The organism is Pseudoduganella sp. LjRoot289, assembly GCF_964252925.1.
GTDB lineage: Bacteria > Pseudomonadota > Gammaproteobacteria > Burkholderiales > Burkholderiaceae_D > Rugamonas.
In genome coordinates this window covers 4,963,551-4,984,302 of sequence record NZ_CAXUPN020000001.1, presented here as the reverse complement: position 1 = coordinate 4,984,302, position 20,752 = coordinate 4,963,551, and the positions used below count along the sequence as shown (strand labels likewise).

Here is a 20,752-nt window from a genome sequence, read left to right as displayed (position 1 = left end):
GCTCTGGCGGGTTACGCGCGTTGCGCTAACCCGCCCTACGTGGTACGCAGGATCTTGGCCACCGGCGCCGGGCGCAGGCGGAACGCGTCCGGCATGCCGGAGCCGAGCAGGGGGCGCAGATACAGGCGGAAGGCGTCCGTCACGTCGGTGCCGCTGGCGCTGATGAACTCGTCCTCCATGGTGCGCGTCTTGCCCGCCACGGCGTCGAGCGGCAGCAGCTCGTAGTCGGCCGAGTAGGTGCCGGTGCGCTTGATGGCCACCGAGCCGTCGCGCTCGCCCCACATGGCGAACTGCACGGCCTTCTCGCCCACTTCGCGCGCCTCGCGCTGGTCGACGTCGGACACGCAGCCGATGAAGGAGCGCTGCAAATAGCCGAAGGTGTCGCCGCGCACGCGCTTGATGCCCAGCTTGTCCTTGATCTCGTCGCACAGCAGATCGGCCAGCGCACCGGTGCCCGACAGCTGCACATTGCCGTGCGCGTCGCGCTCGACCTCCTTGGCCAGCAGGCTGGCGATCGGCTCGCCGCTGGCGTCGTGGATGCCCTCGGAGACGGCGATCACGCAGCGGCCGAATTTCTCGTAGGCCGCCTTCACGTCGGCCAGGAACTGCTCCAGCGCGAACACGCGTTCGGGCAGGTAGATCAGGTGCGGGCCGTCGTCGTCGAACTTCTTGCCCAGCGCGGAGGCCGCCGTCAGGAAGCCGGCGTGCCGCCCCATCACCACGCCGACATAGACGCCGGGCAGCGCGGCGTTGTCCAGGTTGGCCCCGGCGAAGGCTTGCGCGACGAAGCGCGCCGCCGACGGGAAGCCGGGCGTGTGGTCGCTGCCGACCAGGTCGTTGTCTATGGTCTTGGGGATGTGGATGCAGCGCAGCGGATAGCCGGCCGCCCTGGCGCGTTCGCTGACGATGCGCACCGTGTCGGACGAGTCGTTGCCGCCGATGTAGAAGAACTGTTCGATCTCGTGCGCGCGCAGTACGTCGAAGATCTGGTCGCAGTACGCCGCGTCCGGCTTGTCGCGCGTCGAGCCCAGCGCGGAGGAGGGCGTGGCGGCCACCATTTCGAGGTTGTGGCTGGTCTCCTGGGTCAGGTCGACGAAGTCCTCGTTGATGATGCCGCGCACGCCGTGCAGCGCGCCGTACACCCGGGTCACATGCTGGAAGCGCCGCGCCTCCAGCACCACGCCCACCAGCGACTGGTTGATGACGGCGGTGGGCCCGCCTCCCTGTGCGACCAGAATTTTTCCCGACGGCATGCGCAGCTCCTTGATGAGTGGACTGCCGCCAGCTTACTCCGTTTTGGCCTGCGCGCCGATATGCCGCGCCAGGAATTTTTCAACCCGGGTCCAGAAGTCGATGCGGGTCTTCTGCACCGCCCAGCCGTGTCCCTCGCCGGGATAGACCACCAGCTCGGCGTCCGGATTGTGCGCCTTGACGGCGGCATGGAAGGCGCGTCCGTGCGGGATGGGGACGCGCCTGTCGTCGCTGCCGTAGGCCATCAGCAGCGGCTGCGTGATGCGGGCGGCCAGGTTGAGCGGCGAGGTGTCCTTCAACTGCTGCGCGTCCCGCACCGGGTCGCCCACCAGCTGCGGCAGGCCGTACTGCTTCCAGCCTTCGTCGAGGTCGGACAGGAAGTTCCAGTGGTCCTTGTACAGCAGACCCAGGTCGGTCACGCCCAGCCATTCGACGCCGCATTTGAACAGCTCGGGATTGCGCGCCAGGCCCATCAAGGTTGCATAGCCGCCGTAGCTGGCGCCAGCGATGCAGATGCGCTGCGGATCCGCATAGCCCTGCGCGACTGCCCACCGGGCGGCATCGGCGATGTCGTCCTGCATGGCCAGTCCCCATTGCTTCCAGCCGGCCTCGAAGTGGCGCGCGCCGAAGCCGGTGCTGCCGCGGAACTCGGGCTCGAGCACCGCGTAGCCGCGCGAGGCCAGGAATTGCGCCTGCGCGTCCCAGCCCCATTCCGAACCGCGCACGAACGGGCCGCCGTGCACCAGCAGCACCAGCGGCAGCTTCTTGCTCTGGCCGCTGGGCAGGGTCAGCCAGGCCGGTATCGCCAGGCCATCGCGCGCCTTGACCTGCACCAGGTCCTGCTGGCCCATCTGGGCTGGATCGATGAGCGGATGCAGCGCGCCGAGCGCGCCCAGTTCCCCGCTATCGGCGTTGTACAGGTAGTAGCGCACCGGCGTGCGGTCTGAATACGAGCGCACCAGCATCCACGGCGTTTGCGGGCGCAGCGGCGGGCGCACCAGGTTGACCGTGCCGGCCAGCTTGGCGTCGATGGCCTTTTGCACCGCCTTCATGCGCTCGTCCAGCCAGACCGTGCTGCGCGCGTCCGACAGCAATTCCAGGCCGATGATGTTGCCATTGCTGTAAATGAGTTTGCCGTCGTAGTCGTAGTCCGCCAGCGACACCAGCGCCTCCGGCGCCATCTGGCCCTTGGCCACGTCGTACAGGTGCAGCGCCTCCTTGTCCTTGCCGGCGCGGCTGCTCACGTAGAGCTTGCCGTCTGCGGCGAAGCCCAGCGGCCAGAATCTGCCCGGTGCGTCGCCATATGCGGGGAAAGCGGCCAGCTGCCGCCAGCTCTTGCCGTCACCGTCGCGGTAAAGCACGCTGGCGGTGCCGTCCTGCACGGCCACAGCCACGCGCGGCTCGCCGCGCGCGTCGAGCAGCCAGCTGATCACCTTGCCCGGACGCTGCAGGGTTTCAGCCCTGCCGGTCAGCGTGTTCAGGCGCTGCAGGTCGAAGTAGTCCAGGTCCCAGCTGACCTCGTCCCAGTGGGCGCGGCGCACATAGATGGACTCGCTGTCCTGCGCACCCCGCTGCCCCAGCAGGTAGGTGTTGTAGGGCAGGATGCGCTGCTTGATCATGCTGCCGGTTTCGCTGGCGGGGCTGTAGCTGCGGTCGACCAGCACGCGGTATTCGCCGCCGTCGAGGTTGATCGCGTACATGCCCGGCGCCTTGGTCATGTCGCCCGGCGCCACCTTGTCGTCGTTCGTATCGAACACCAGGCGCTGGTTGTTGACCCACTCGAAATCGTCGATGTCGACGTCCGAATACTGCATCAGGCCCTTGATCGCGCGGCTGGCCAGGTCCAGCGCGTAGAGGCCGGTGCGCTCGCCGTTGCGGCTGCCTTTGAAGGCCAGGAATTTTCCGTCCGGCGAGAGCTTGGGCTGGCTGAAGGCCGGGTTGTCGAAGAAGTGCTCGGCCGGCGGCGCGGCGGCGTGCGCTGGCGCGCCGCAGGCTGAGCCCAGCAGCAGGGCGATGGTCAGGAGTTGCTTGCTGTTCATGTGGATCAGGGTTGGGTGGGGCCGATATGGCGGGCCAGGAATTGCTCGACCCGGGTCCAGAAGTCGTAGCGGTTTTTCGGCAGGGCCCAGCCATGGCCCTCCTCGTCGTACTGCACCCATTCCACCTGCGGGTTGGTCTCCTTGACCGCGTCGCGGAACTTCTTGCCGTGATAGATGGGCACGCGCAGGTCGGCGCCGCCGTAGGCCAGCAGCAGCGGCTGCTTGATGCGGGCCGCCTGCTCCAGCGGCGAGGTGGCTTTCAATTGCTCCGCGTCCTTCTCCAGGTCGCCGATCAGGTGCGGCATGCCGTACTGCTTCCACGCCTCCGGCAGGTCGGAGCGGAAACTCCAGTGGCCGGTGTACATCAGCTTGATGTCGGTCACGCCGGCCCAGTTGATGCCGCATTTGTACAGGTCCGGATCGTTGACCAATCCCATCAGTGTGGCGTAGCCGCCGTAGCTGGCGCCGGCGATGCAGACGCGCTTGCCGTCGGCGATGCCCTGTGCGATGGCCCAGCGCGTGCCGTCGGCGATGTCGTCCTGCATCTTCAGGCCCCATTGCTTCCAGCCGGCGCGGAAGTGCGCTTCGCCGAAACCGGTGCTGCCGCGGTATTCCGGTTCCAGCACGGCGTAGCCGCGCGAGGCGAGGAACTGGGCATCGGCGTGCCAGCCCCACTGGCCACCGCGCACATAAGGGCCGCCGTGCACCAGCACCACCAGCGGCAGGTTTTTGTCTTTGCCCTTCGGCAGGGTCAGCCAGGCGGGGATCTTCAGGCCGTCGCGCGCGGCGTAGTGGACCAGTGCTTGCTGGCCCATCTGGGCCGCCTTGATTTTCGGGCGCGAGTCGCCGACTTTGCTGAGTTTCTTGGTGGCGCTGTCATACAGCAGGAACACGCGCGGCTGCACATCGGAATAGGCTTCGACCAGCATGTTCGGCGTTTCCGGGCGCGCCGGCAGCGAGATCAGGTTGACGGTGCCGGGCAGCTGCGCGTCGACGTCGGCCTGCACCGCCTGCATGGCCGGGTCGAACCAGCGCGTGCCTTGCGCATCGGTGAGGAAGCGCACGCCGAGCAGCTTGTCGCGGCCCATGATCAGGCGGCCGTTGAAGTCGAAGCCTTCCAGCTCCACCAGCGGCTTCTCGTTGACCTTGGCGCTGGCCAGGTCGTAGCTGTGCACGGCCGATTTGTCCTTGCGGGCGTGGCTCACCACGTAGAGCGTGCCGTCCGGCCCGAAAGCCAGCGGACGGAAGGAGCCCTTGCCGCCGATGAACTGGCCGAAGGAGGCCAGCGTGCGCCAGGCCTTGGTGTCGGGGTCGCGGTACTGCACCGAGCTGATCCCTTTTTCCACCGTGGTCACCAGGCGCGGTTCGCCCTTGCTGTCGAGCAGCCAGCTGCGCGCGTCGCCCGGGCGGTTGATGGTGGTGACGTAGCCGTTCCTGGTGTTCAGGCGTTGCAGATCGACATATTCGATCTGTCCCGGTCCGGTGGATTTGACGCTGGTGACATACACCTCGTCGCTGTCCTGCGCGCCGGCCTGGTCCAGCATATAGGTGTACCACGGCAGTACGCGGCCGGAGATCGAGCTCCCGGTCGTGTTCTGCGGACCGCCGCTACGGCTGGCCAGCTGGCGGAACTGGGTGCCGTCGCGGTTCGCTGCGTACAGGCCGGGCGCGTAGCGCAAGTCGCCCTGGCCGAGCTGCTTGTCCGCCGTGTCGAACAACAGGCGTTCGTCGTTGACCCAGGCGAACCTGCCGACGTCGGCGTTGCTGAAGCTGGCCACCGCGCTCACGCCGCCGCCCGCCAGGTCGACCACCGCCAGGCGTTCGCGGCCGCTGTTGCCGGCTAGCTTGGCTGCCAGGTAGCGCCCGCTTGGCGAGAGCTGGGCCGCGCTGAATTCCGGGTTGCTGAAGAAGTCTTCCACCGGCGGGACGGGGGACTGCGCCTTGGCCGGGATGGCGGCTGCGGGCTGCGCGGCGGCTGCTTGCGCGGCGGCAGGTGCCGCCTGGCTGGCCAGGACGATGGCCAGCAGGACGGTCAACGACGGCGCTGCCGTCCTGGAAATGCTGTTCGGCTTAGTTGGCATGGTGTGATTTTTCTTGCAAAATAAATAACCCCGTAGGCTAGCACTAGCGTACTATTTTGACAAATCGGCGGCGCCGGCCGCCTTATTTCCCGGCCGCTTCCTGCTGCGGACCGATATGGCGGTTCAGAAATCTTTCAACCCGGGTCCAGAAATCGATGCGGGTTTCGGGCAGATACCAGCCGTGGCCCTCGTGCTCGTACTCCACCCATTCCACGCCCTTGTTGGTGGCCTTGACCGCGTCGCGGAACTTGGTGCCGTGGTACATCGGCACACGCCGGTCGGCGCCGCCGTAGGCCAGCAGCAGCGGCTGCGTGATGCGCGCCGCCTGCGCCAGCGGCGAGGTGGCTTTCAGCTGCTCGGCGTCCTTTTCCAGGTCGCCGACCAGGGCGGGCAGGCCGTAGCGCTTCCATTCCTCGGGCAGATCGGACTGGAAGGTCCACTGGCCCTTGTACATCAGCTCGATGTCGGTGACGCCCACCCAGTTCACGCCGCACTTGTACAGGCCGGGATCGTTCACCAGCCCCATCAGGGTGGCGTAGCCGCCGTAGCTGGCGCCGGCGATGCAGACGCGCTGCGGATCGGCATAACCCTGCGCGATGGCCCAGCGCGTGCCGTCGGCGATATCGTCCTGCATCTTCAGGCCCCATTGTTTCCAGCCGGCGCGGAAGTGCGCGCTGCCGAAGCCGGTGCTGCCGCGGAATTCGGGCTGCAGCACGGCATAGCCGCGCGAGGCCAGGAACTGGACGTCGGCGCTCCAGCCCCAGCTGTCGCCGCGTACATACGGGCCGCCGTGCACCAGCACCACCAGCGGCAGGTTCTTGTCGCGGCCCTTGGGCAGGGTCAGCAGGGCGGGGATCTCCAGGCCGTCGCGCGCCTTGTAGCGCACCATGTCCTGCGAGCCCATCTGGCTGGGTTTGATGGCGGGGTGGCTGTCGCCGAGGCGCTGCAGCACCTTGGTCTGCGTGTTGTACAGCATGTGGACCATGGGCTGGCGGTCTGAATAGGCGCTGACCAGGACCCATGGCGTCTGCGGCCGCGCCGGCGGCGTCACCAGGTTGACGGTATGGGGCAGGCGCGCGTCCACCGCCTGCTGCACGGCCTTCATGCCGGCATCCAGCCATTCGATGCCCTTGCCGTCCGCCTCGAAGGCCACGCCCAGCAGCTTGTCGGCGCCGAAAATCAAGTCGCCCTTGAAGTCGTAGCCCTGCAGCCGCAGCAGCGGCTCCTTGCCCAGCTTGCCGGTGGCGGGGTCGAGGGTGTACAGCGCCTTGAAATTGCCGCCGGCGTTGGCCGCCACGTACAGCATGCCGTCGGGGCCGAACGCCAGCGGCTCGAAGGCCTGGTTGGCGCCGGTATAGGCGCTGTAGCGGCTCAGTTCGCGCCACGCGCCGCTGGCCGGGTCGCGGTAATGGATCAGCGTGCTGTCGCCGCTGGCCGATATGGCCAGGCGCGGCGCGCCACCATGGTCCAGCATCCAGCTGCGCATGCCTGTCGGGCCGTCGAATTCGGTCGACTTGCCGTTGAGGGTGTTCAGCCGCAGCAGTTCGACCTTGGGTGTGACGCCGATGCCCTCGTAGAGCACGTTGGCGAGGTAGACCTGCGCGCCGTCCTGCGGGCCGGCCTGGCGCAGCATGAAGGTGTGCCAGGGCAGCAGCGTGGAGTACTCGCCGTTGCCGACGAAGGGCTGGCCCATGGTGCGCGCCAACTGGCGGTAGCCGGTGCCGTCGCGGTTGACCGCGTACAGGCCGGGTGCGTAGCGCGTTTCCCCCTGCGCGGCCTGCCTGTCGGCCAGCGTGTACATCAGCCGCTCCTCGCTGATCCAGCGGAAGTCGCCGACGTCGCCGTCGCCGAAATCGGCCACCACCTTGGCGCTGAGGTCGCGCAGGTCCAGCACCCCCAGGCGCAGGCGCTGCCGGGGACCGGTGGTGAGCACGGCCAGATGGCTGCCGCTGGGCGACAGGCGCGGACGGCTGAAGCCGGGATTGTCAAAAAAATGGCTGGCGGGGATGGGGACGGCCGTAGGTGCGGCCGCAGGGACGGCCGTCGGAGCGGCCTCTGTCACGGCGGCGGCGTTGCCGGCGGACAGCGCCAGGATGGCAGCGGTCAGGGCGGTGAGGAGGGGGGTGAACGGGTTGTGCATCGGTGGCTTGTAAAATAAATAATTGCCACAGGATAACATTTGCTTGCCAATTTGCCTAGTACGACAGATAAGCCTTCCTTGCCTGCGTCAAGCCTCAGGCGCGCGGATATGCGACACCAGCGCCATCGCGTCGCGCCCGGGCGCCGGGGTCAGCCAGCTCACCGCCACCATCGCCAGCAGCCCGGCCGGCACGCCGAATATGCCGGCCGACACCGGCGCGATGTGGAACCATTGCCCGGCCGCGCTGCCGCCCAGGATGGGATTGGTGTGCAGCATGTAGTACAGGCACACGCCGAAGCCGGCCACCATGCCGGCCACCGCGCCGTGCCGGTTGGCGCGGCGCCAGAATACGCCCAGCACCAGCGCCGGGAACAAGGTCGAGCCGGCCAGCGAGAAGGCCGCGCTGACCAGCGACAGGATGTCGGCCGGCTTGGTCGAGGCGGCGTAGGCGGCGATGAAGGCCACCGCCAGCAGCAGCAGTTTGGAAATGGTCACGCGTTTCTGGGTGGAGGCGCTGGGGTCGACGATGCGGTAATAGATGTCGTGCGACAGCGCATTGGAAATGGCCAGCAGCAGGCCGTCCGCCGTCGACAGCGCGGCCGCCAGCCCGCCTGCCGCGACCAGGCCGGAGATCACATAGGGCAGGCCGGCGATCTCCGGCGTGGCCAGCACCAGCACGTCGCCGTCGATGGCGATTTCGGCCAGCTGCACGATGCCGTCGCGGTTCACGTCGGCGATGCTGATCAGGGGATTGAGCTTGTCCACGTTGGCCCAGTACGAGACCCAGGTGGGCAGCCTGGAAAAGTCGCTGCCCACCATGGCGGTGTAGATGTCGTACTTCACCAGCACCGCCAGCGCCGGTATGGTCAGGTAGATCAGCAGGATGAAGAACAGCGTCCAGAACACCGACACGCGCGTCTCGTGCACCGACGGCGTGGTGTAGGCGCGCATCAGGATATGGGGCAGGGCGGCCGTGCCCACCATCAGGCAGAACACCAGCGCCAGGAAGTTGTTGCGCTTGCTGTCGGACTGCTCGCGGTCGGGCGCGGCGAAGGGCTCGGCGTGCGGCGCGGGCGGGGCGGCGCGGCGCAGGTTGTAGTTGCGCGTGGCGCTCCAGGCGTCGGCCGCCTCCTCCACGGTTTTGGGATAGTTGATCAGCGCCTTTTCGGCCGCGCGGATTTCGAGCAAAGTGGCGTTGCGCTGCTTGACCGCGTCCAGCCGGCGCTGCGTCTCCACGCGGCCGGCGTCCCAGCTGGCGGGCAGGCCGTCGAGCTTCTGGCCGTAGTCGTCGGCGCGCTGCAGGAAGATGGCGCGCACTTCGCGTTCCTTGGCGTCCGTGCCCAGGCTGGCCTCGCGTGCGCTCAGCTTGGGCAGCAGCTTGCCGTAGGCCACTTGCGGGATGGGGTTGTCGCTGTGCTTGGCCGACAGCCAGATGGCCGGGATCAAAAAGGCCACCAGGATGATGATGTACTGCGCCACTTGCGTCCAGGTGATGGCGCGCATGCCGCCGAGGAAGGAGCACACCAGGATGGAGGCCAGGCCGAGGAAGATGCCGACCGAGAAATCGACGCCGGTGAAGCGCGAGGCGATCAGCCCCACGGCATAGATCTGTGCCACCACGTAGGTGAAGGAGATGATGATGGTGGCCGCCACCGCCATGATGCGCACGTAGCGTCCGTGGTGCGGGCCGCCGTAGCGCGCGGCCAGGAAGTCGGGGATGGTGTATTGGCTGAATTTGCGCAGATAGGGCGCGATCAAGAGCGCCACCAGGCAGTAGCCGCCGGTCCAGCCCATGATGTAGGCCAGGCCGTCGAAGCCGTGCAGGTACAAGGTGCCGGCCAGGCTGATGAAGCTGGCCGCCGAGATCCAGTCGGCGGCGGTGGCCATGCCGTTGAACATGGCCGGCACGCGCCGGCCGGCCACGTAGTATTCGGAGACGTTGGAGGTGCGGCTGACCAGGCCGATGGCGGCGTACAGCGTGATGGTGGCCAGCATGAATAGATAGCCTATCCACACGCGCGGCATGCCTTCGTTTTCCAGCACCGCCAGCGACACCAGGAAGCCGGCGAAGCCGGCCGAGAACAGCAGGTAGTAGCGCGACAGGCGCTTGAAGTAACCGGGCTTGACGCTCATGCGCCGCCCTCGCCCGCGTGGCCTGCGTGGCCCGCGCCGCGCGCACCGGCGGCGTACTGCCGGTCCAGGCAGCGCATGCGCCAGGCATACACGGCTATGATGGCCAGGTAGACCAGCGAGGCGCCCTGCGCCGCCAGGTAGAACGACAGCGGCCAGCCGAACAGCGTCAGGCCGCTCAGCTCGCGCGCGAAGAACACGGCGCAGAAGCCGGTGGCCAGCCACAGCAGCAAGAGGGCGGCGGTGACGCGGCGCGTGCCGCGCCAGTGCCGCTCAAGGCGGCTGCGGCTGTCCGGCCCGCCGGCTTGAGCGGCGCTGCCGCCGGGATGGCCGCCGGGTGTGCCGGGTGCCGGGCCGGATGCCGGGCCGTGGGTCTTATCCATGATAGCTCTCGTCTGGCGCGGGCGCCGGGTCGGGCGCGCGCAGCGGGAAGGTCAGGCGGAACAGGCTGCCGGGCAGCTTGGCGCTGGCGCTGCGCGGGTTGCTGAAGATGTCGACGTCGGCGCCGTGCTGCTGGGCGATCTCGCGCACGATGGCCAGGCCCAGGCCGCTGCCCTCGGCGCTGCTGCCGAGGATGCGGTAGAAGCGCTGGAATACATTGCTGCGCTCGGCGGGCGGAATGCCGGGGCCGGTGTCCTCGACCTCGACCACGGCGCTGTCCCCGGTGCGGCGCACGCGCACGGTGACGGCGCCGCCGGCCGGCGTGTAGCGCAGCGCGTTGTCGATCAGGTTGGACAGCATTTCGCGCAGCATGGTGGGGTTGCCGTCGATCGGCACGCCGGCGCCGGCGCCGTCACCGTCGTCCGGCGCTTCGAAGCCGAGGTCGATGCGGTAGTTGAAGGAGGCCGGCACCCAGTCCCGCACGGCGCTGCGCGCCAGGTCCGCCAGGTCGACCGGCAGGTGGGCGGCGCCGGCCTGCGGCTGGTTTTCGGCGCGCGCCAGGGCCAGCAGCTGGTTCACCAGCCGCGTGGCCGCCTCCGAGCTTTTCGCCAGCTGCTCCAGCGAGCGGTGGATCTCGCCCTGGTCGGTCTGGCGCAGCGCCAGCTCGGACTGCATGCGCATGCCGGCCAGCGGCGTTTTCATCTGGTGGGCGGCGTCGGCGATGAAGCGCTTCTGCATCTCGATCGACAGCGAGAGGCGGCCCAGCATGTCGTTGAGCGAGCGCACCAGCGGCGTGATTTCCTCCGGCACCTGGCGCGAATCGATCGGGCTCAAGTCGTCCGAGCTGCGCGCGCGGATGCGCTCCTGCAGCTGCGCCAGCGGCGACAGTCCGCGGGCCAGCGCAAACCAGACCAGGGCCAGCACGATGGGCAGCACGATGAACTGCGGCAGGATCACGCCCTTGATGATCTCGTTGGCCAGCTTGGCGCGCTTCTCCAGCGTCTCGGCCACCTGCACCAGCGCCAGGCGCTCCTCCTCGCCGCCGCGGTCCTCCATCGCCACCCAGGAATAGGCGATGCGGATCGGCGTGCCGTGCATGGTGCCGTTGCGGAAGTGGATCGTGCCGGGCTTGATCCTGTCCTCCTCGGCCGGCGGCGGCAGGTCGCGGTCGCCGTCGACATAGGCGCCGCCGGGGCCGGCGATCTGGAAGTAGACGCTGTCGACGTCGTCGGCGCGCAGGATGTCGCGCGCCGAGCCGGGCAGGCGCGGCGCCAGCTTGCCGTTGACTTCGTGCACCTGCTGCGCCAGCACGGTCACGCTGTCCTCCAGCGCGTGGTCGAAGGGCTGGTTGGCGATGGACTTGGCGACCAGGTAGGTGATGGCGATGCTCATCGGCCACAGCAGCAGCAGCGGCGCCAGCATCCAGTCCAGGATCTCGCCGAACAGCGAGTGCTGGATGTCCTCCTCCTTGTCGAGGCCGGCGGGCGCCTGCCAGGACGTGTCGTCCTCGCCGAATTCCCTGCCCACTGCGGACTCGCGCGGCTCGGCCACGGCTTACTTGGTTTCGCCGCGCGGCGTGTCGCTGAATTTCTCCAGGCAGTAGCCCAGGCCGCGCACGGTGGCGATGCGCACGCCGCCCACCTCGATCTTCTTGCGCAGCCGGTGCACATAGACTTCGATGGCGTTGTTGCTCACTTCCTCGCCCCATTCGCACAGGTGGTCGACCAACTGCTCCTTGGACACCAGGCGGCCGGTGCGCGCCAGCAAAATCTCCAGCAGGCCCAGTTCGCGCGCCGACAGGTCCAGCATCTGCTCGTTGATATAGGCACTGCGGCCGACCTGGTCGTAGCTCAGCGGACCGTGCTTGATGACGGCCGCGCCGCCGCCCTGGCCGCGCCGGGTCAGCGCGCGCACCCGCGCCTCCAGTTCGGACAGCGCGAAGGGCTTGGCCATGTAGTCGTCGGCACCCAGGTCGAGGCCGTTGACGCGCTGCTCGATCGAGTCGGCCGCCGTCAGTATCAGCACCGGCAGCAGCGAAGAGCGCGCGCGCAGGCGGCGCAGCACTTCCAGGCCGGACATCTTGGGCAGGCCCAGGTCCAGGATCAGCAGGTCGAACTCCTGGGTCGACAGGGCGGTGTCGGCCTCCTGGCCGTTTTTCACGCAATCGATGGCATAACCGGACTGGCGCAGCGAACGGGTGAGCCCGTCGGCCAGCACACTGTCGTCCTCGGCAAGTAGAATACGCATTTTTGGAATCGCTTCACTTGGCAGCTGAAGTTTGCATTCTGTTTTATTTTACTTAACATTGCCAGCGTTTGATCAATTTCAAAACGTTTGAAAACAGTGCTTGCCAAAAGCACTGGTCTTTTATACAGTACCACCTGTACGAATAACCACTTGCCGAAAGATCATCATGGACGACAAAAAAGGCGCAGTTCCGTCAGCGGAAAAAGCCAAGGCGCTCGCCGCCGCGCTGGCACAAATCGAAAAGCAGTTCGGCAAGGGCTCCGTCATGCGCATGGACGCCAGCGCGCCGATCGAAGAAGTGCAGGTGGTCTCCACCGGCTCGCTGGGCCTGGACATCGCGCTGGGCGTGGGCGGCTTGCCGCGCGGCCGCGTGGTCGAGATCTACGGCCCGGAATCGTCGGGTAAAACCACGCTGACCCTGCAGACCATCGCCGAGATGCAGAAACTGGGCGGCACCTGCGCCTTCATCGACGCCGAGCACGCGCTGGACGTCGGCTACGCGCAGAAACTGGGCGTGAACCTGCACGAGCTGCTGATCTCGCAGCCGGACACCGGCGAACAAGCGCTGGAAATCTGCGACGCGCTGGTGCGTTCCGGCTCGGTCGACCTGGTGGTCATCGACTCGGTCGCCGCGCTGACGCCGCGCGCCGAGATCGAAGGCGACATGGGCGACTCCCTGCCGGGCCTGCAAGCCCGTCTGATGTCCCAGGCGCTGCGCAAGCTGACCGGTTCCATCAACCGCACCAACACCCTGGTCATCTTCATCAACCAGATCCGCATGAAGATCGGCGTGATGTTCGGTTCGCCCGAAACCACCACCGGCGGCAACGCGCTGAAGTTCTACGCCTCCGTGCGCCTGGACATCCGCCGCACCGGCTCGATCAAGTCCGGCGACGAGGTGATCGGCAACGAAACCAAGGTCAAGGTCGTCAAGAACAAGATCGCGCCGCCGTTCAAGGAAGCGCACTTCGACATCCTGTACGGCGCCGGCACCTCGCGCGAAGGCGAGATCCTCGACCTGGGTTCGGAAGCGAAGATCGTCGAGAAGTCCGGTTCCTGGTACAGCTACAACGGCGAGCGCATCGGCCAGGGCAAGGACAACGCCCGCAGCTACCTGCAAGAGCGCCCGGAACTGGCGCGCGAAATCGAGAACAAGGTGCGCGCCTCGCTGGGCGTGCGCGAACTGCCGCCCTTGCTGGGCAGCGAGCCCGCACCCAAGCTCAAAGCCGTAGACTAATCAAGACAAGCGGGCCGCAAGGTCCGCTTTTTACTTATGCCCATGCCTCCCCTCAGCCTGAAAGGCCGTGCGCTGCGCCTGCTGTCCCAGCGCGAGCACAGCCGGCTGGAGCTGGCGCGCAAGCTCGCGCGCCATGCGCAAGAGGGTGAGGACGTCGAAGCCCTGCTCGACTTCCTGGAAAAGAACAACTGGCTGTCCCAGGAGCGTTTTTCCGAGTCCCTGATCCACCGCCGCTCCGCGCGCTACGGCAACGGCCGTATCCTGGCCGAACTGCAACAGCACGGCATCAAAGGCGAAGCGCTGCAGGACCTGAAGGCCGGCCTGGCCGAAGGCGAAACCGCGCGCTGCTGCGAAGTGTGGCGCCGCAAGTTCGGCACCCCGCCGCAAGACGCGCAGGAGCGCAGCAAGCAGTTGCGCTTCCTGATGGCGCGCGGCTTCTCGCAGAACGCCATCCGCGCCGCGCTCAAAGGCGTCGACCTCGACGATCTGGACCAGGATTGAGGCCGGATTCCAGCTTTTTCGCCACCCCCGTTTTCACTCTCAAATTGCCGTATTCCGGCTCATTATTTGCATCTAGTTGATATATGCCTCATCGCAAGTCGCGCCGGGGTGTGCTACACTTTTGGGGTTTTTGCAGCACCGCGGGTGCGGTGGTTGTCCGTAGAAGCTACGGCAACGTGCTTTCTTGTTAAGAGAAATGTGCAAGGCTGCTAACTATTTTTGCCGCGCGAGCGGCATCGGTCTTATGTCCCTGTCAACTCCAGTCTCCCGACGTGCGCTGCGGCACACGCGCGCCATAGACATCCAAGCGTTTGCGCGCGACGATGGCTTATGGGACCTTGACGCCCGTATTACCGACATCAAAGTAAACGCCACCACGCTCGCCTCCGGCCGGCGCGAGGGCGGCACGCCTCTGCACGACCTCTCTCTTCGCATCACTGTCGACCGCCAACTGAACATCGTTGCCGCCGAAGCCGTCTCAGACGCGGTTCCCTATCCCGGTTTCTGCAACACCATCGGCCCCGCCTACGCGGCCCTGGTGGGACTGAACCTGATGCAGGGTTTCCGGCATGAACTCAAGCAGCGCCTGCATGGCATCGCCGGCTGCACCCACCTGACGGAACTGGCCCAGATCCTGCCCACGGCAGCGGTCCAGGCCTTCGCCAACGATGTCTGGCCTACGCATGATGCGGCCAGCGATCACCTGCCGCATGACAAGCCTTTCCAGCTCGACAAATGCCACGCCCTCCGTACCGATGGCGGGGCAGTTGCCCAGTTCTACCCGCGCTGGGTAGCAAAGAAATCCGAGTTGGCCTAGCGCACAGCACTACCTTAGTTTCCACTTAGTTTCTAAACATAAACTTTACACATCAGTTTCAATCAGAAGGGAAGCCAGCATGAAAATCCATGAGTATCAAGGCAAAGAAATCCTCCGAAAATTCGGAGTGACGGTTCCGCGCGGTATCCCGTGCCTGTCCGTTGACGAAGCGGTAAAAGCTGCTGAGACGCTGGGCGGTTCGGTTTGGGTAGTCAAGGCGCAGATCCATGCTGGCGGCCGCGGCAAAGGCGGTGGCGTGAAAGTGGCGAAATCGCTGGAACAAGTCAAAGAATACGCTGACCAGATCCTGGGCATGCAGCTGGTCACGCACCAGACCAGCGCCGAAGGCCAGAAAGTCCGCCGCCTGCTGATCGAAGAAGGCGCCGACATCAAGAAGGAACTGTACGTTTCGCTGGTGACCGACCGTGTTACCCAGAAAGTCGTGCTGATGGCTTCCTCCGAAGGCGGCATGGACATCGAAGAAGTTGCCGAGTCCCACCCTGAACTGATCCACACCATCGCCATCGATCCAGCCATCGGCCTGACCGACGCTGAAGCCGATTCGATCGCCGCCAAGATCGGCGTACCTGCTGCGTCGATCGCCGACGCGCGCGCCAACCTGCAAGGCCTGTACAAAGCCTACTGGGAAACCGACTCGTCGCTGGCCGAAATCAACCCGCTGATCCTGACCGGTTCGGGCAAGGTCATCGCCCTGGACGCGAAGTTCAACTTCGACGCCAACGCCCTGTTCCGCCAGCCGGAAATCGTCGCCTACCGCGACCTGGACGAAGAAGATCCAGCTGAAGTCGAAGCATCGAAATTCGACCTGGCCTACATCTCCCTGGACGGCAACATCGGCTGCCTGGTGAACGGCGCCGGCCTGGCCATGGCCACCATGGATACCATCAAGCTGTTCGGCGGCGAGCCTGCCAACTTCCTGGACGTCGGCGGCGGTGCAACCGCAGAGAAAGTGACCGAAGCGTTCAAGATCATGCTGAAGAACCCGGAACTGAAAGCCATCCTGGTGAACATCTTCGGCGGCATCATGCGCTGCGACGTGATCGCCGAAGGCGTGATTACCGCATCGAAAGCCGTTTCGCTGAAAGTGCCGCTGGTGGTCCGCATGAAGGGCACCAACGAAGACCTGGGCAAGAAGATGCTGGCCGATTCCGGTCTGCCTATCATTGCAGCCGACACCATGGAAGATGCAGCCAAGAGCGTCGTCGCCGCTGCAGCCGGTCAAGCTTAATTAAGGAATAAACATGTCCATTCTGATCAATAAAGACACCAAAGTCGTCACCCAAGGCATCACCGGCAAGACCGGCCAGTTCCACACCCGTATGTGCCGCGAATACGCGAACGGCAAAAATGCCTTCGTCGCGGGCGTGAACCCGAAGAAAGCCGGCGAAGATTTCGAAGGCATCCCGATTTTCGCTAACGTCACCGAAGCGAAAAAAGAAACCGGCGCCAACGTGTCCGTCATCTACGTCCCACCAGCAGGCGCTGCCGCCGCGATCTGGGAAGCCGTGGAAGCCGAGCTGGACCTGGCCATTTGCATCACCGAAGGCATTCCAGTCCGCGACATGATGGCCCTGAAGGACCGCATGGCCAAAGCCGGCTCGAAGACCCTGCTGCTGGGCCCTAACTGCCCAGGCCTGATCACCCCTGACGAAATCAAGATCGGCATCATGCCAGGCCACATCCACCGCAAAGGCCGCATCGGCGTGGTGTCCCGTTCGGGCACCCTGACCTATGAAGCAGTTGCACAGCTGACCGCGCTGGGCCTGGGCCAGTCGTCGGCAGTCGGCATCGGCGGCGACCCGATCAACGGTCTGAAGCACATCGACATCATGAAGGCCTTCAACGACGATCCTGATACCGACGCGGTCATCATGATCGGCGAAATCGGCGGCCCGGACGAAGCCAACGCTGCGCTCTGGATCAAAGACAACATGAAGAAACCAGTGGTCGGCTTCATCGCCGGCGTTACCGCTCCTCCGGGCAAGCGCATGGGCCACGCCGGCGCGCTGATCTCCGGCGGCGCCGACACCGCGCAAGCCAAACTGGAAATCATGGAAGCCTGCGGCATCACCGTCACCAAGAACCCGTCCGAAATGGCGCGTCTGCTGAAAGCAATGCTGTAATTCACTCTTTTTAGTGAATAATGACGGGGAGCTTAGGCTCCCCGTTTTTCATTTCGGAGGGTAGGTTGGGGAAGATCATCATTTCACGCGACGGCGTGGTGGAGCAGGAAGTCCCGCTGAGCCGGGAGCGCATGACCATTGGGCGCCGCAGCCGCAACGACATCGTGCTGGCCCATGCGGCGGTCAGCGGCGAGCACGCCGTCATCACCACCATCCGCGACGAATCCTTCCTGGAAGACCTGCACAGCACCAACGGTACCTTCGTCAACGGTCACCGCATCGGCAAGCACTTCCTGCAGCACCAGGACATGATCAAGATCGCCAAATACCGGATTGAATACCTGGCCGACGGCCAGCGCCCGGCATCCGCGTCCACGGTTGGCGGCATGCAGGATGGGGCGACCGTGCCGGTGGCGCCGCCGCTTAGGGCCGCCGCCGCAGCCGCCTCCATAGCAGCCGCCTCCGCCGCCTCCGCAGCCGCCCTGGGCAATTCGGCCGCCGCCCCTGCCGGCGTGCTCGGCCACATCGAAGTCCTCAACGGTGCAAATGCCGGCAAGCAGCTCGCGCTGACCAAGCCGTTGACCACGCTGGGCCGGCCCGGCGTGCAGGTGATTGTCATCTCGCGCGCGGCCGACGCCTACTCGGTGGCCCATGTCGAAGGCGACGCCGTGCCGCTGCTCAACGGCACGCCGCTCGGCAAACAGCCGCAGCGCCTGAAAGACGGCGACGTGATCGACCTGAGCGGCACGCAGATGGCATTCAAACAAGATTCCGCCTGACGAAATCCGTCATCTGCCAAACTCTGGCAGTGAAACTGACAAAAACTGTCAGATCAGCTTGATAGAAGTGACAGAAATTGTCCAAAATTCGAGATAAACACCGCTATTTGAGCTGGCACACCAATTGCTCTAACTCAAGTGTGGCACCAAACTCGGATCACCTCTCAAGGAGTACTAAAATGAAATCGATGAAAATGATGAAGAAGCAAGCTCAAGCCGGCTTCACCCTGATCGAACTGATGATCGTTGTTGCCATTATCGGTATTCTGGCTGCTGTGGCGATTCCAGCGTACAGCGACTACACCATCAAGGCCAAAATCGGTAACGCGCTGGGTTCGGTTAATTCGATCAAGACCGCGATTGGCCTGTGCGCCCAGGAGGCTGGCGGCGTGATGGATACTTGCGATTCCGGTAGTGGCGGCGTTCCTACCTTCGCGGCCACTAAAGAAGTTGCAAGTGCTGTGGCGACCAATGGCACGATTGTGCTGACCCTGGCTTCAACCGGCATCGGTTCCGGCGTGGACGGCGCGACCATCACCATGACGCCATCCATTGGTGCAGGTGAGTCCGCAATCAAGTGGACGAATACCACTACCGTGACCCAGGCTGCAGCTTTGGCGGCGATTACCAAGAATAATCCACCAGCCGCAGCCGCAGCAACTCCATAATCTGGCTGGCAATGAAAAAACCGGGCTTAGGCCCGGTTTTTTTTTGCCTGTACGATTCAAACGATCTTCTGGCGGTCGGCGATCAGTGCTTCGTAAGTCAGGTTTTGCAGCAGGCTGTAGTGGATTGGATCAAGGTCGATGAACTGCACGCCGTAGGTGAACACTTCGGCCTTGTCCGTCGTGGCCGGTTTGACGATGTTGACGTTGCGGATGCTGGCCTTGGTGTTGACCAGCACCTGGCGGTTGCCCGGCTGGGCGATCAGCGTAAACGACAGCCCGACTTTCGCATCGCCGGACTCCAGTTGCCGCTGCGATTCGATCAACGCCCCCGACACGCTCAGGTTCACCAGGAACACCGATACGCTGCCCGTTCTCTCGCACGCAATCTGCGCCGGGATGTCCACCTTGACCCGCATCGCCGTGCGCAAGCTCGTGCCCTGGATCTTCTCGGGGAAACTCAGGTGGGCGTAGAACAGCGGCCGGCCGAACACCCGCTGGACGATGGCCGAAAACGAGCACACATTTACGCCAGAAAACACGCGGATGGTCAGCTTGTCGCCATCATTGACGGCAATGGGCGCACCGTTTTCGACCGGCACCTTGACGATCATGTACTCGTCCTTGACCCAGCCGATCAGCGTGGAGAAATGCTGGACAGGCTTCATCGTGCGGTGCGTGATGAACTGTATCCTGCCGCCCACCTGCAGATTCATCTGTTCGAACTCGTATTCCTGCGGCTTGATGTCAGATGGCGGAGTACCGATACTCATTGGCGCGCCTTTTGTTGTGCATATAGCTATAAATTTGATTATATACCGGCAACAAAACTTTTACACTAATGCAATAAAACAGCCTTTGTCTCAAACAGTTACGATGCCACATCTAGCGTAGGCGTTTAAGGGACGGCTTGGCGGACTGATGCTGGTTTGGCGCGCCGCCGCCGGGTGGATCGACGTTGACGACCGTGACGACTGTGGTCGTTTTCAGCTCGTATGGTACCCGCACGTTGGCGCCCTTGAAGTCCTTGGTATTTCGAGTAATGATGGTCAGCCCTCTCACTTGAGCCGTGGCGGCAATGATCGCGTCCGACAGTGCGATTTTACGCCCGGTGCGACGGCGGGCCGATACCAGCGCTGCGGCTGCATGCATGATCTCGGCGTCAATCTCCACGATCTCGAACCCGAATTCCACCATGAAGGCGTCGAATCGTGGAACGTCCTCGGGATTGGCGCCGCTATAGAGTTCCATCCAGGTAATCACGCTGATGGCAGGGTTGTCCCAGTAGGCAAGCCCCGCTAGCGCCTCAGGATAGTCCTTGCTCCAATCGATAAGTATATTGGTATCGAAGAGTACTAAGGCCATTCAGCCCTCATCGCACGCTGATACTCCAAGCCGTCAGCGGGAATGTCCGGGCGATCTTTCCAGATACCAGCAACCCTCTTGAGCGCAGCCATGCGCCGCGCACGCCGCGCTTCAATCGTATCCTCAGCCATCTGACTGGCTGCCGGCGGAGCACTTGGCAGGCGACCATCGTCGAGTGCTTTTTTCAGCTTGGTCATGGCGAACCTCCTCCCCTGTATAAATAGTGTAACGTATCTGCACGTGCTACGATGAACAGTACGTACTTCATCGTCAGGCTAGCATTGACGTGCTAAGGGGGCTATGGCCGATGGCCGCGCGAAGTGATGCGAATCCCGAAAAGCAGCTGTGCTCATCGGCAGCACGCAGGACTACTTATCAATCTCCGCAGTCCAGTCGCCGCTCTTGCCGCCGTGCTTTTCCATCACGCGGATATTCGACATCACCATGCCGCGATCGACCGCTTTGCACATGTCGTACACCGTCAGCAGGCCGACCTGCACGGCCGTCAGCGCCTCCATCTCGACGCCGGTTTTGCCGTAGGTTTCCACTTGCGCCGTGCAGTGAACGCTGGAATTGGCCTCGTCGGTGCTGAAGTCGACCGTCACGCGCGTCAGCGCCAACGGGTGGCACAGCGGCACCAAGTCGCTGGTGCGCTTGGCGCCCATGATGGCGGCGATGCGCGCGATTCCCAGCACGTCACCTTTTTTCGCGCTTCCCGCTAAAATGATCGCCAGCGTCTCCGGCTTCATGCGGATGCTGCCGCTGGCCACGGCGGTCCGGTGGGTTTCCTGTTTGGCGCCGACGTCGACCATATGGGCCTGGCCGGTGGTGTCGAAGTGGGTGAGCTGCTCGGCGGCGGCTGGGGTGCTGGTGCTGGTCATTGGAGTATAGTTCGTCAGTTGCAGGTATCGACAGGTATCATATCACCGTGAAATCAAAACGTTTTTTGCCTCGCTTGCTCCCCCTGGCCGCCGC

19 protein-coding genes are annotated in these 20,752 nt (G+C 64.7%); 7 read left to right on the top strand and 12 right to left on the bottom strand.

Annotated features, from left to right (window positions below; genetic code table 11):
- Window positions 1-35: 35 nt before the first annotated feature.
- The 8 genes from ACSQ8Y_RS21315 to ACSQ8Y_RS21280 all read right to left on the bottom strand — a co-directional run bounded on the left by ACSQ8Y_RS21315 (window position 36) and on the right by ACSQ8Y_RS21280 (window position 12,269).
- Window positions 36-1,253 carry a 6-phosphofructokinase gene (locus ACSQ8Y_RS21315; protein ID WP_436268424.1) on the bottom strand — a complete coding sequence of 406 codons (1,218 nt, stop codon included), beginning with the start codon at window positions 1,251-1,253 and terminating at the stop codon, window positions 36-38.
- Between the two features lie 33 nt (window positions 1,254-1,286).
- Complete coding sequence (locus ACSQ8Y_RS21310) at window positions 1,287-3,290, bottom strand: prolyl oligopeptidase family serine peptidase (protein WP_436268423.1); 2,004 nt, start codon at window positions 3,288-3,290, stop codon at window positions 1,287-1,289.
- 5 nt (window positions 3,291-3,295) lie between these two features.
- Window positions 3,296-5,371, bottom strand: coding sequence for an alpha/beta fold hydrolase (locus tag ACSQ8Y_RS21305; protein ID WP_436268422.1), 2,076 nt, complete (start codon window positions 5,369-5,371; stop codon window positions 3,296-3,298).
- Window positions 5,372-5,453: 82 nt separating this feature from the next.
- Window positions 5,454-7,511, bottom strand: coding sequence for an alpha/beta fold hydrolase (locus ACSQ8Y_RS21300; RefSeq protein ID WP_436268421.1), 2,058 nt, complete (start codon window positions 7,509-7,511; stop codon window positions 5,454-5,456).
- A gap of 87 nt (window positions 7,512-7,598) precedes the next feature.
- Window positions 7,599-9,644: a sodium:solute symporter family protein gene (locus ACSQ8Y_RS21295; RefSeq protein ID WP_436268420.1), complete on the bottom strand. Its 2,046-nt coding sequence runs from the start codon at window positions 9,642-9,644 to the stop codon at window positions 7,599-7,601.
- Window positions 9,641-10,024 (bottom strand): DUF4212 domain-containing protein, encoded by a 384-nt coding sequence (locus ACSQ8Y_RS21290; protein WP_436268419.1) that lies wholly within the window; start codon window positions 10,022-10,024, stop codon window positions 9,641-9,643. Before ACSQ8Y_RS21290 ends, ACSQ8Y_RS21295 begins: the two co-directional genes overlap by 4 nt.
- Window positions 10,017-11,549, bottom strand: coding sequence for a sensor histidine kinase (locus tag ACSQ8Y_RS21285; RefSeq protein WP_436269883.1), 1,533 nt, complete (start codon window positions 11,547-11,549; stop codon window positions 10,017-10,019). The genes ACSQ8Y_RS21290 and ACSQ8Y_RS21285 overlap by 8 nt, the downstream gene beginning before the upstream one ends.
- Before the next feature lie 27 nt (window positions 11,550-11,576).
- On the bottom strand, window positions 11,577-12,269 hold the full coding sequence (locus tag ACSQ8Y_RS21280; protein WP_436268418.1) for a response regulator: 693 nt from the start codon (window positions 12,267-12,269) through the stop codon (window positions 11,577-11,579).
- A 166-nt stretch (window positions 12,270-12,435) separates the two neighbouring features.
- Between ACSQ8Y_RS21280 and recA the strand changes: the two genes are divergently transcribed.
- The 7 genes from recA to ACSQ8Y_RS21245 all read left to right on the top strand — a co-directional run bounded on the left by recA (window position 12,436) and on the right by ACSQ8Y_RS21245 (window position 18,415).
- Window positions 12,436-13,506, top strand: coding sequence for a recombinase RecA (recA, locus tag ACSQ8Y_RS21275; RefSeq protein WP_436268417.1), 1,071 nt, complete (start codon window positions 12,436-12,438; stop codon window positions 13,504-13,506).
- A gap of 36 nt (window positions 13,507-13,542) precedes the next feature.
- On the top strand, window positions 13,543-14,007 hold the full coding sequence (recX, locus tag ACSQ8Y_RS21270; protein ID WP_436268416.1) for a recombination regulator RecX: 465 nt from the start codon (window positions 13,543-13,545) through the stop codon (window positions 14,005-14,007).
- A gap of 244 nt (window positions 14,008-14,251) precedes the next feature.
- Window positions 14,252-14,824 carry a DUF2889 domain-containing protein gene (locus tag ACSQ8Y_RS21265; RefSeq protein ID WP_436268415.1) on the top strand — a complete coding sequence of 191 codons (573 nt, stop codon included), beginning with the start codon at window positions 14,252-14,254 and terminating at the stop codon, window positions 14,822-14,824.
- Window positions 14,825-14,903: 79 nt separating this feature from the next.
- A complete protein-coding gene (sucC, locus tag ACSQ8Y_RS21260) occupies window positions 14,904-16,073 on the top strand; it encodes an ADP-forming succinate--CoA ligase subunit beta (protein ID WP_436268414.1) in 1,170 nt (389 codons plus the stop codon).
- Window positions 16,074-16,086: 13 nt separating this feature from the next.
- Window positions 16,087-16,968, top strand: coding sequence for a succinate--CoA ligase subunit alpha (gene sucD / locus ACSQ8Y_RS21255; RefSeq protein ID WP_436268413.1), 882 nt, complete (start codon window positions 16,087-16,089; stop codon window positions 16,966-16,968).
- A gap of 65 nt (window positions 16,969-17,033) precedes the next feature.
- A complete protein-coding gene (locus ACSQ8Y_RS21250) occupies window positions 17,034-17,747 on the top strand; it encodes an FHA domain-containing protein (protein WP_436268412.1) in 714 nt (237 codons plus the stop codon).
- 179 nt (window positions 17,748-17,926) lie between these two features.
- Window positions 17,927-18,415 carry a pilin gene (locus ACSQ8Y_RS21245; RefSeq protein ID WP_436268411.1) on the top strand — a complete coding sequence of 163 codons (489 nt, stop codon included), beginning with the start codon at window positions 17,927-17,929 and terminating at the stop codon, window positions 18,413-18,415.
- Between the two features lie 56 nt (window positions 18,416-18,471).
- Here the strand turns inward: ACSQ8Y_RS21245 and ACSQ8Y_RS21240 are convergent, their stop codons facing one another.
- The 4 genes from ACSQ8Y_RS21240 to moaC all read right to left on the bottom strand — a co-directional run bounded on the left by ACSQ8Y_RS21240 (window position 18,472) and on the right by moaC (window position 20,658).
- Entirely contained in the window at window positions 18,472-19,185 is a 714-nt protein-coding gene (locus ACSQ8Y_RS21240) for a flagellar brake protein (RefSeq protein ID WP_436268410.1), read from the bottom strand.
- 112 nt (window positions 19,186-19,297) lie between these two features.
- Window positions 19,298-19,777: a type II toxin-antitoxin system VapC family toxin gene (locus ACSQ8Y_RS21235; RefSeq protein WP_436268409.1), complete on the bottom strand. Its 480-nt coding sequence runs from the start codon at window positions 19,775-19,777 to the stop codon at window positions 19,298-19,300.
- Window positions 19,768-19,974, bottom strand: a complete 207-nt coding sequence (locus tag ACSQ8Y_RS21230; protein ID WP_436268408.1) for a hypothetical protein — start codon at window positions 19,972-19,974, stop codon at window positions 19,768-19,770. Before ACSQ8Y_RS21230 ends, ACSQ8Y_RS21235 begins: the two co-directional genes overlap by 10 nt.
- Window positions 19,975-20,145: 171 nt before the next feature.
- The gene (gene moaC, locus ACSQ8Y_RS21225; protein ID WP_436268407.1) at window positions 20,146-20,658 is read right to left on the bottom strand and encodes a cyclic pyranopterin monophosphate synthase MoaC; all 513 of its coding nucleotides are present in this window, start codon (window positions 20,656-20,658) and stop codon (window positions 20,146-20,148) included.
- Window positions 20,659-20,752 lie beyond the last annotated feature (94 nt).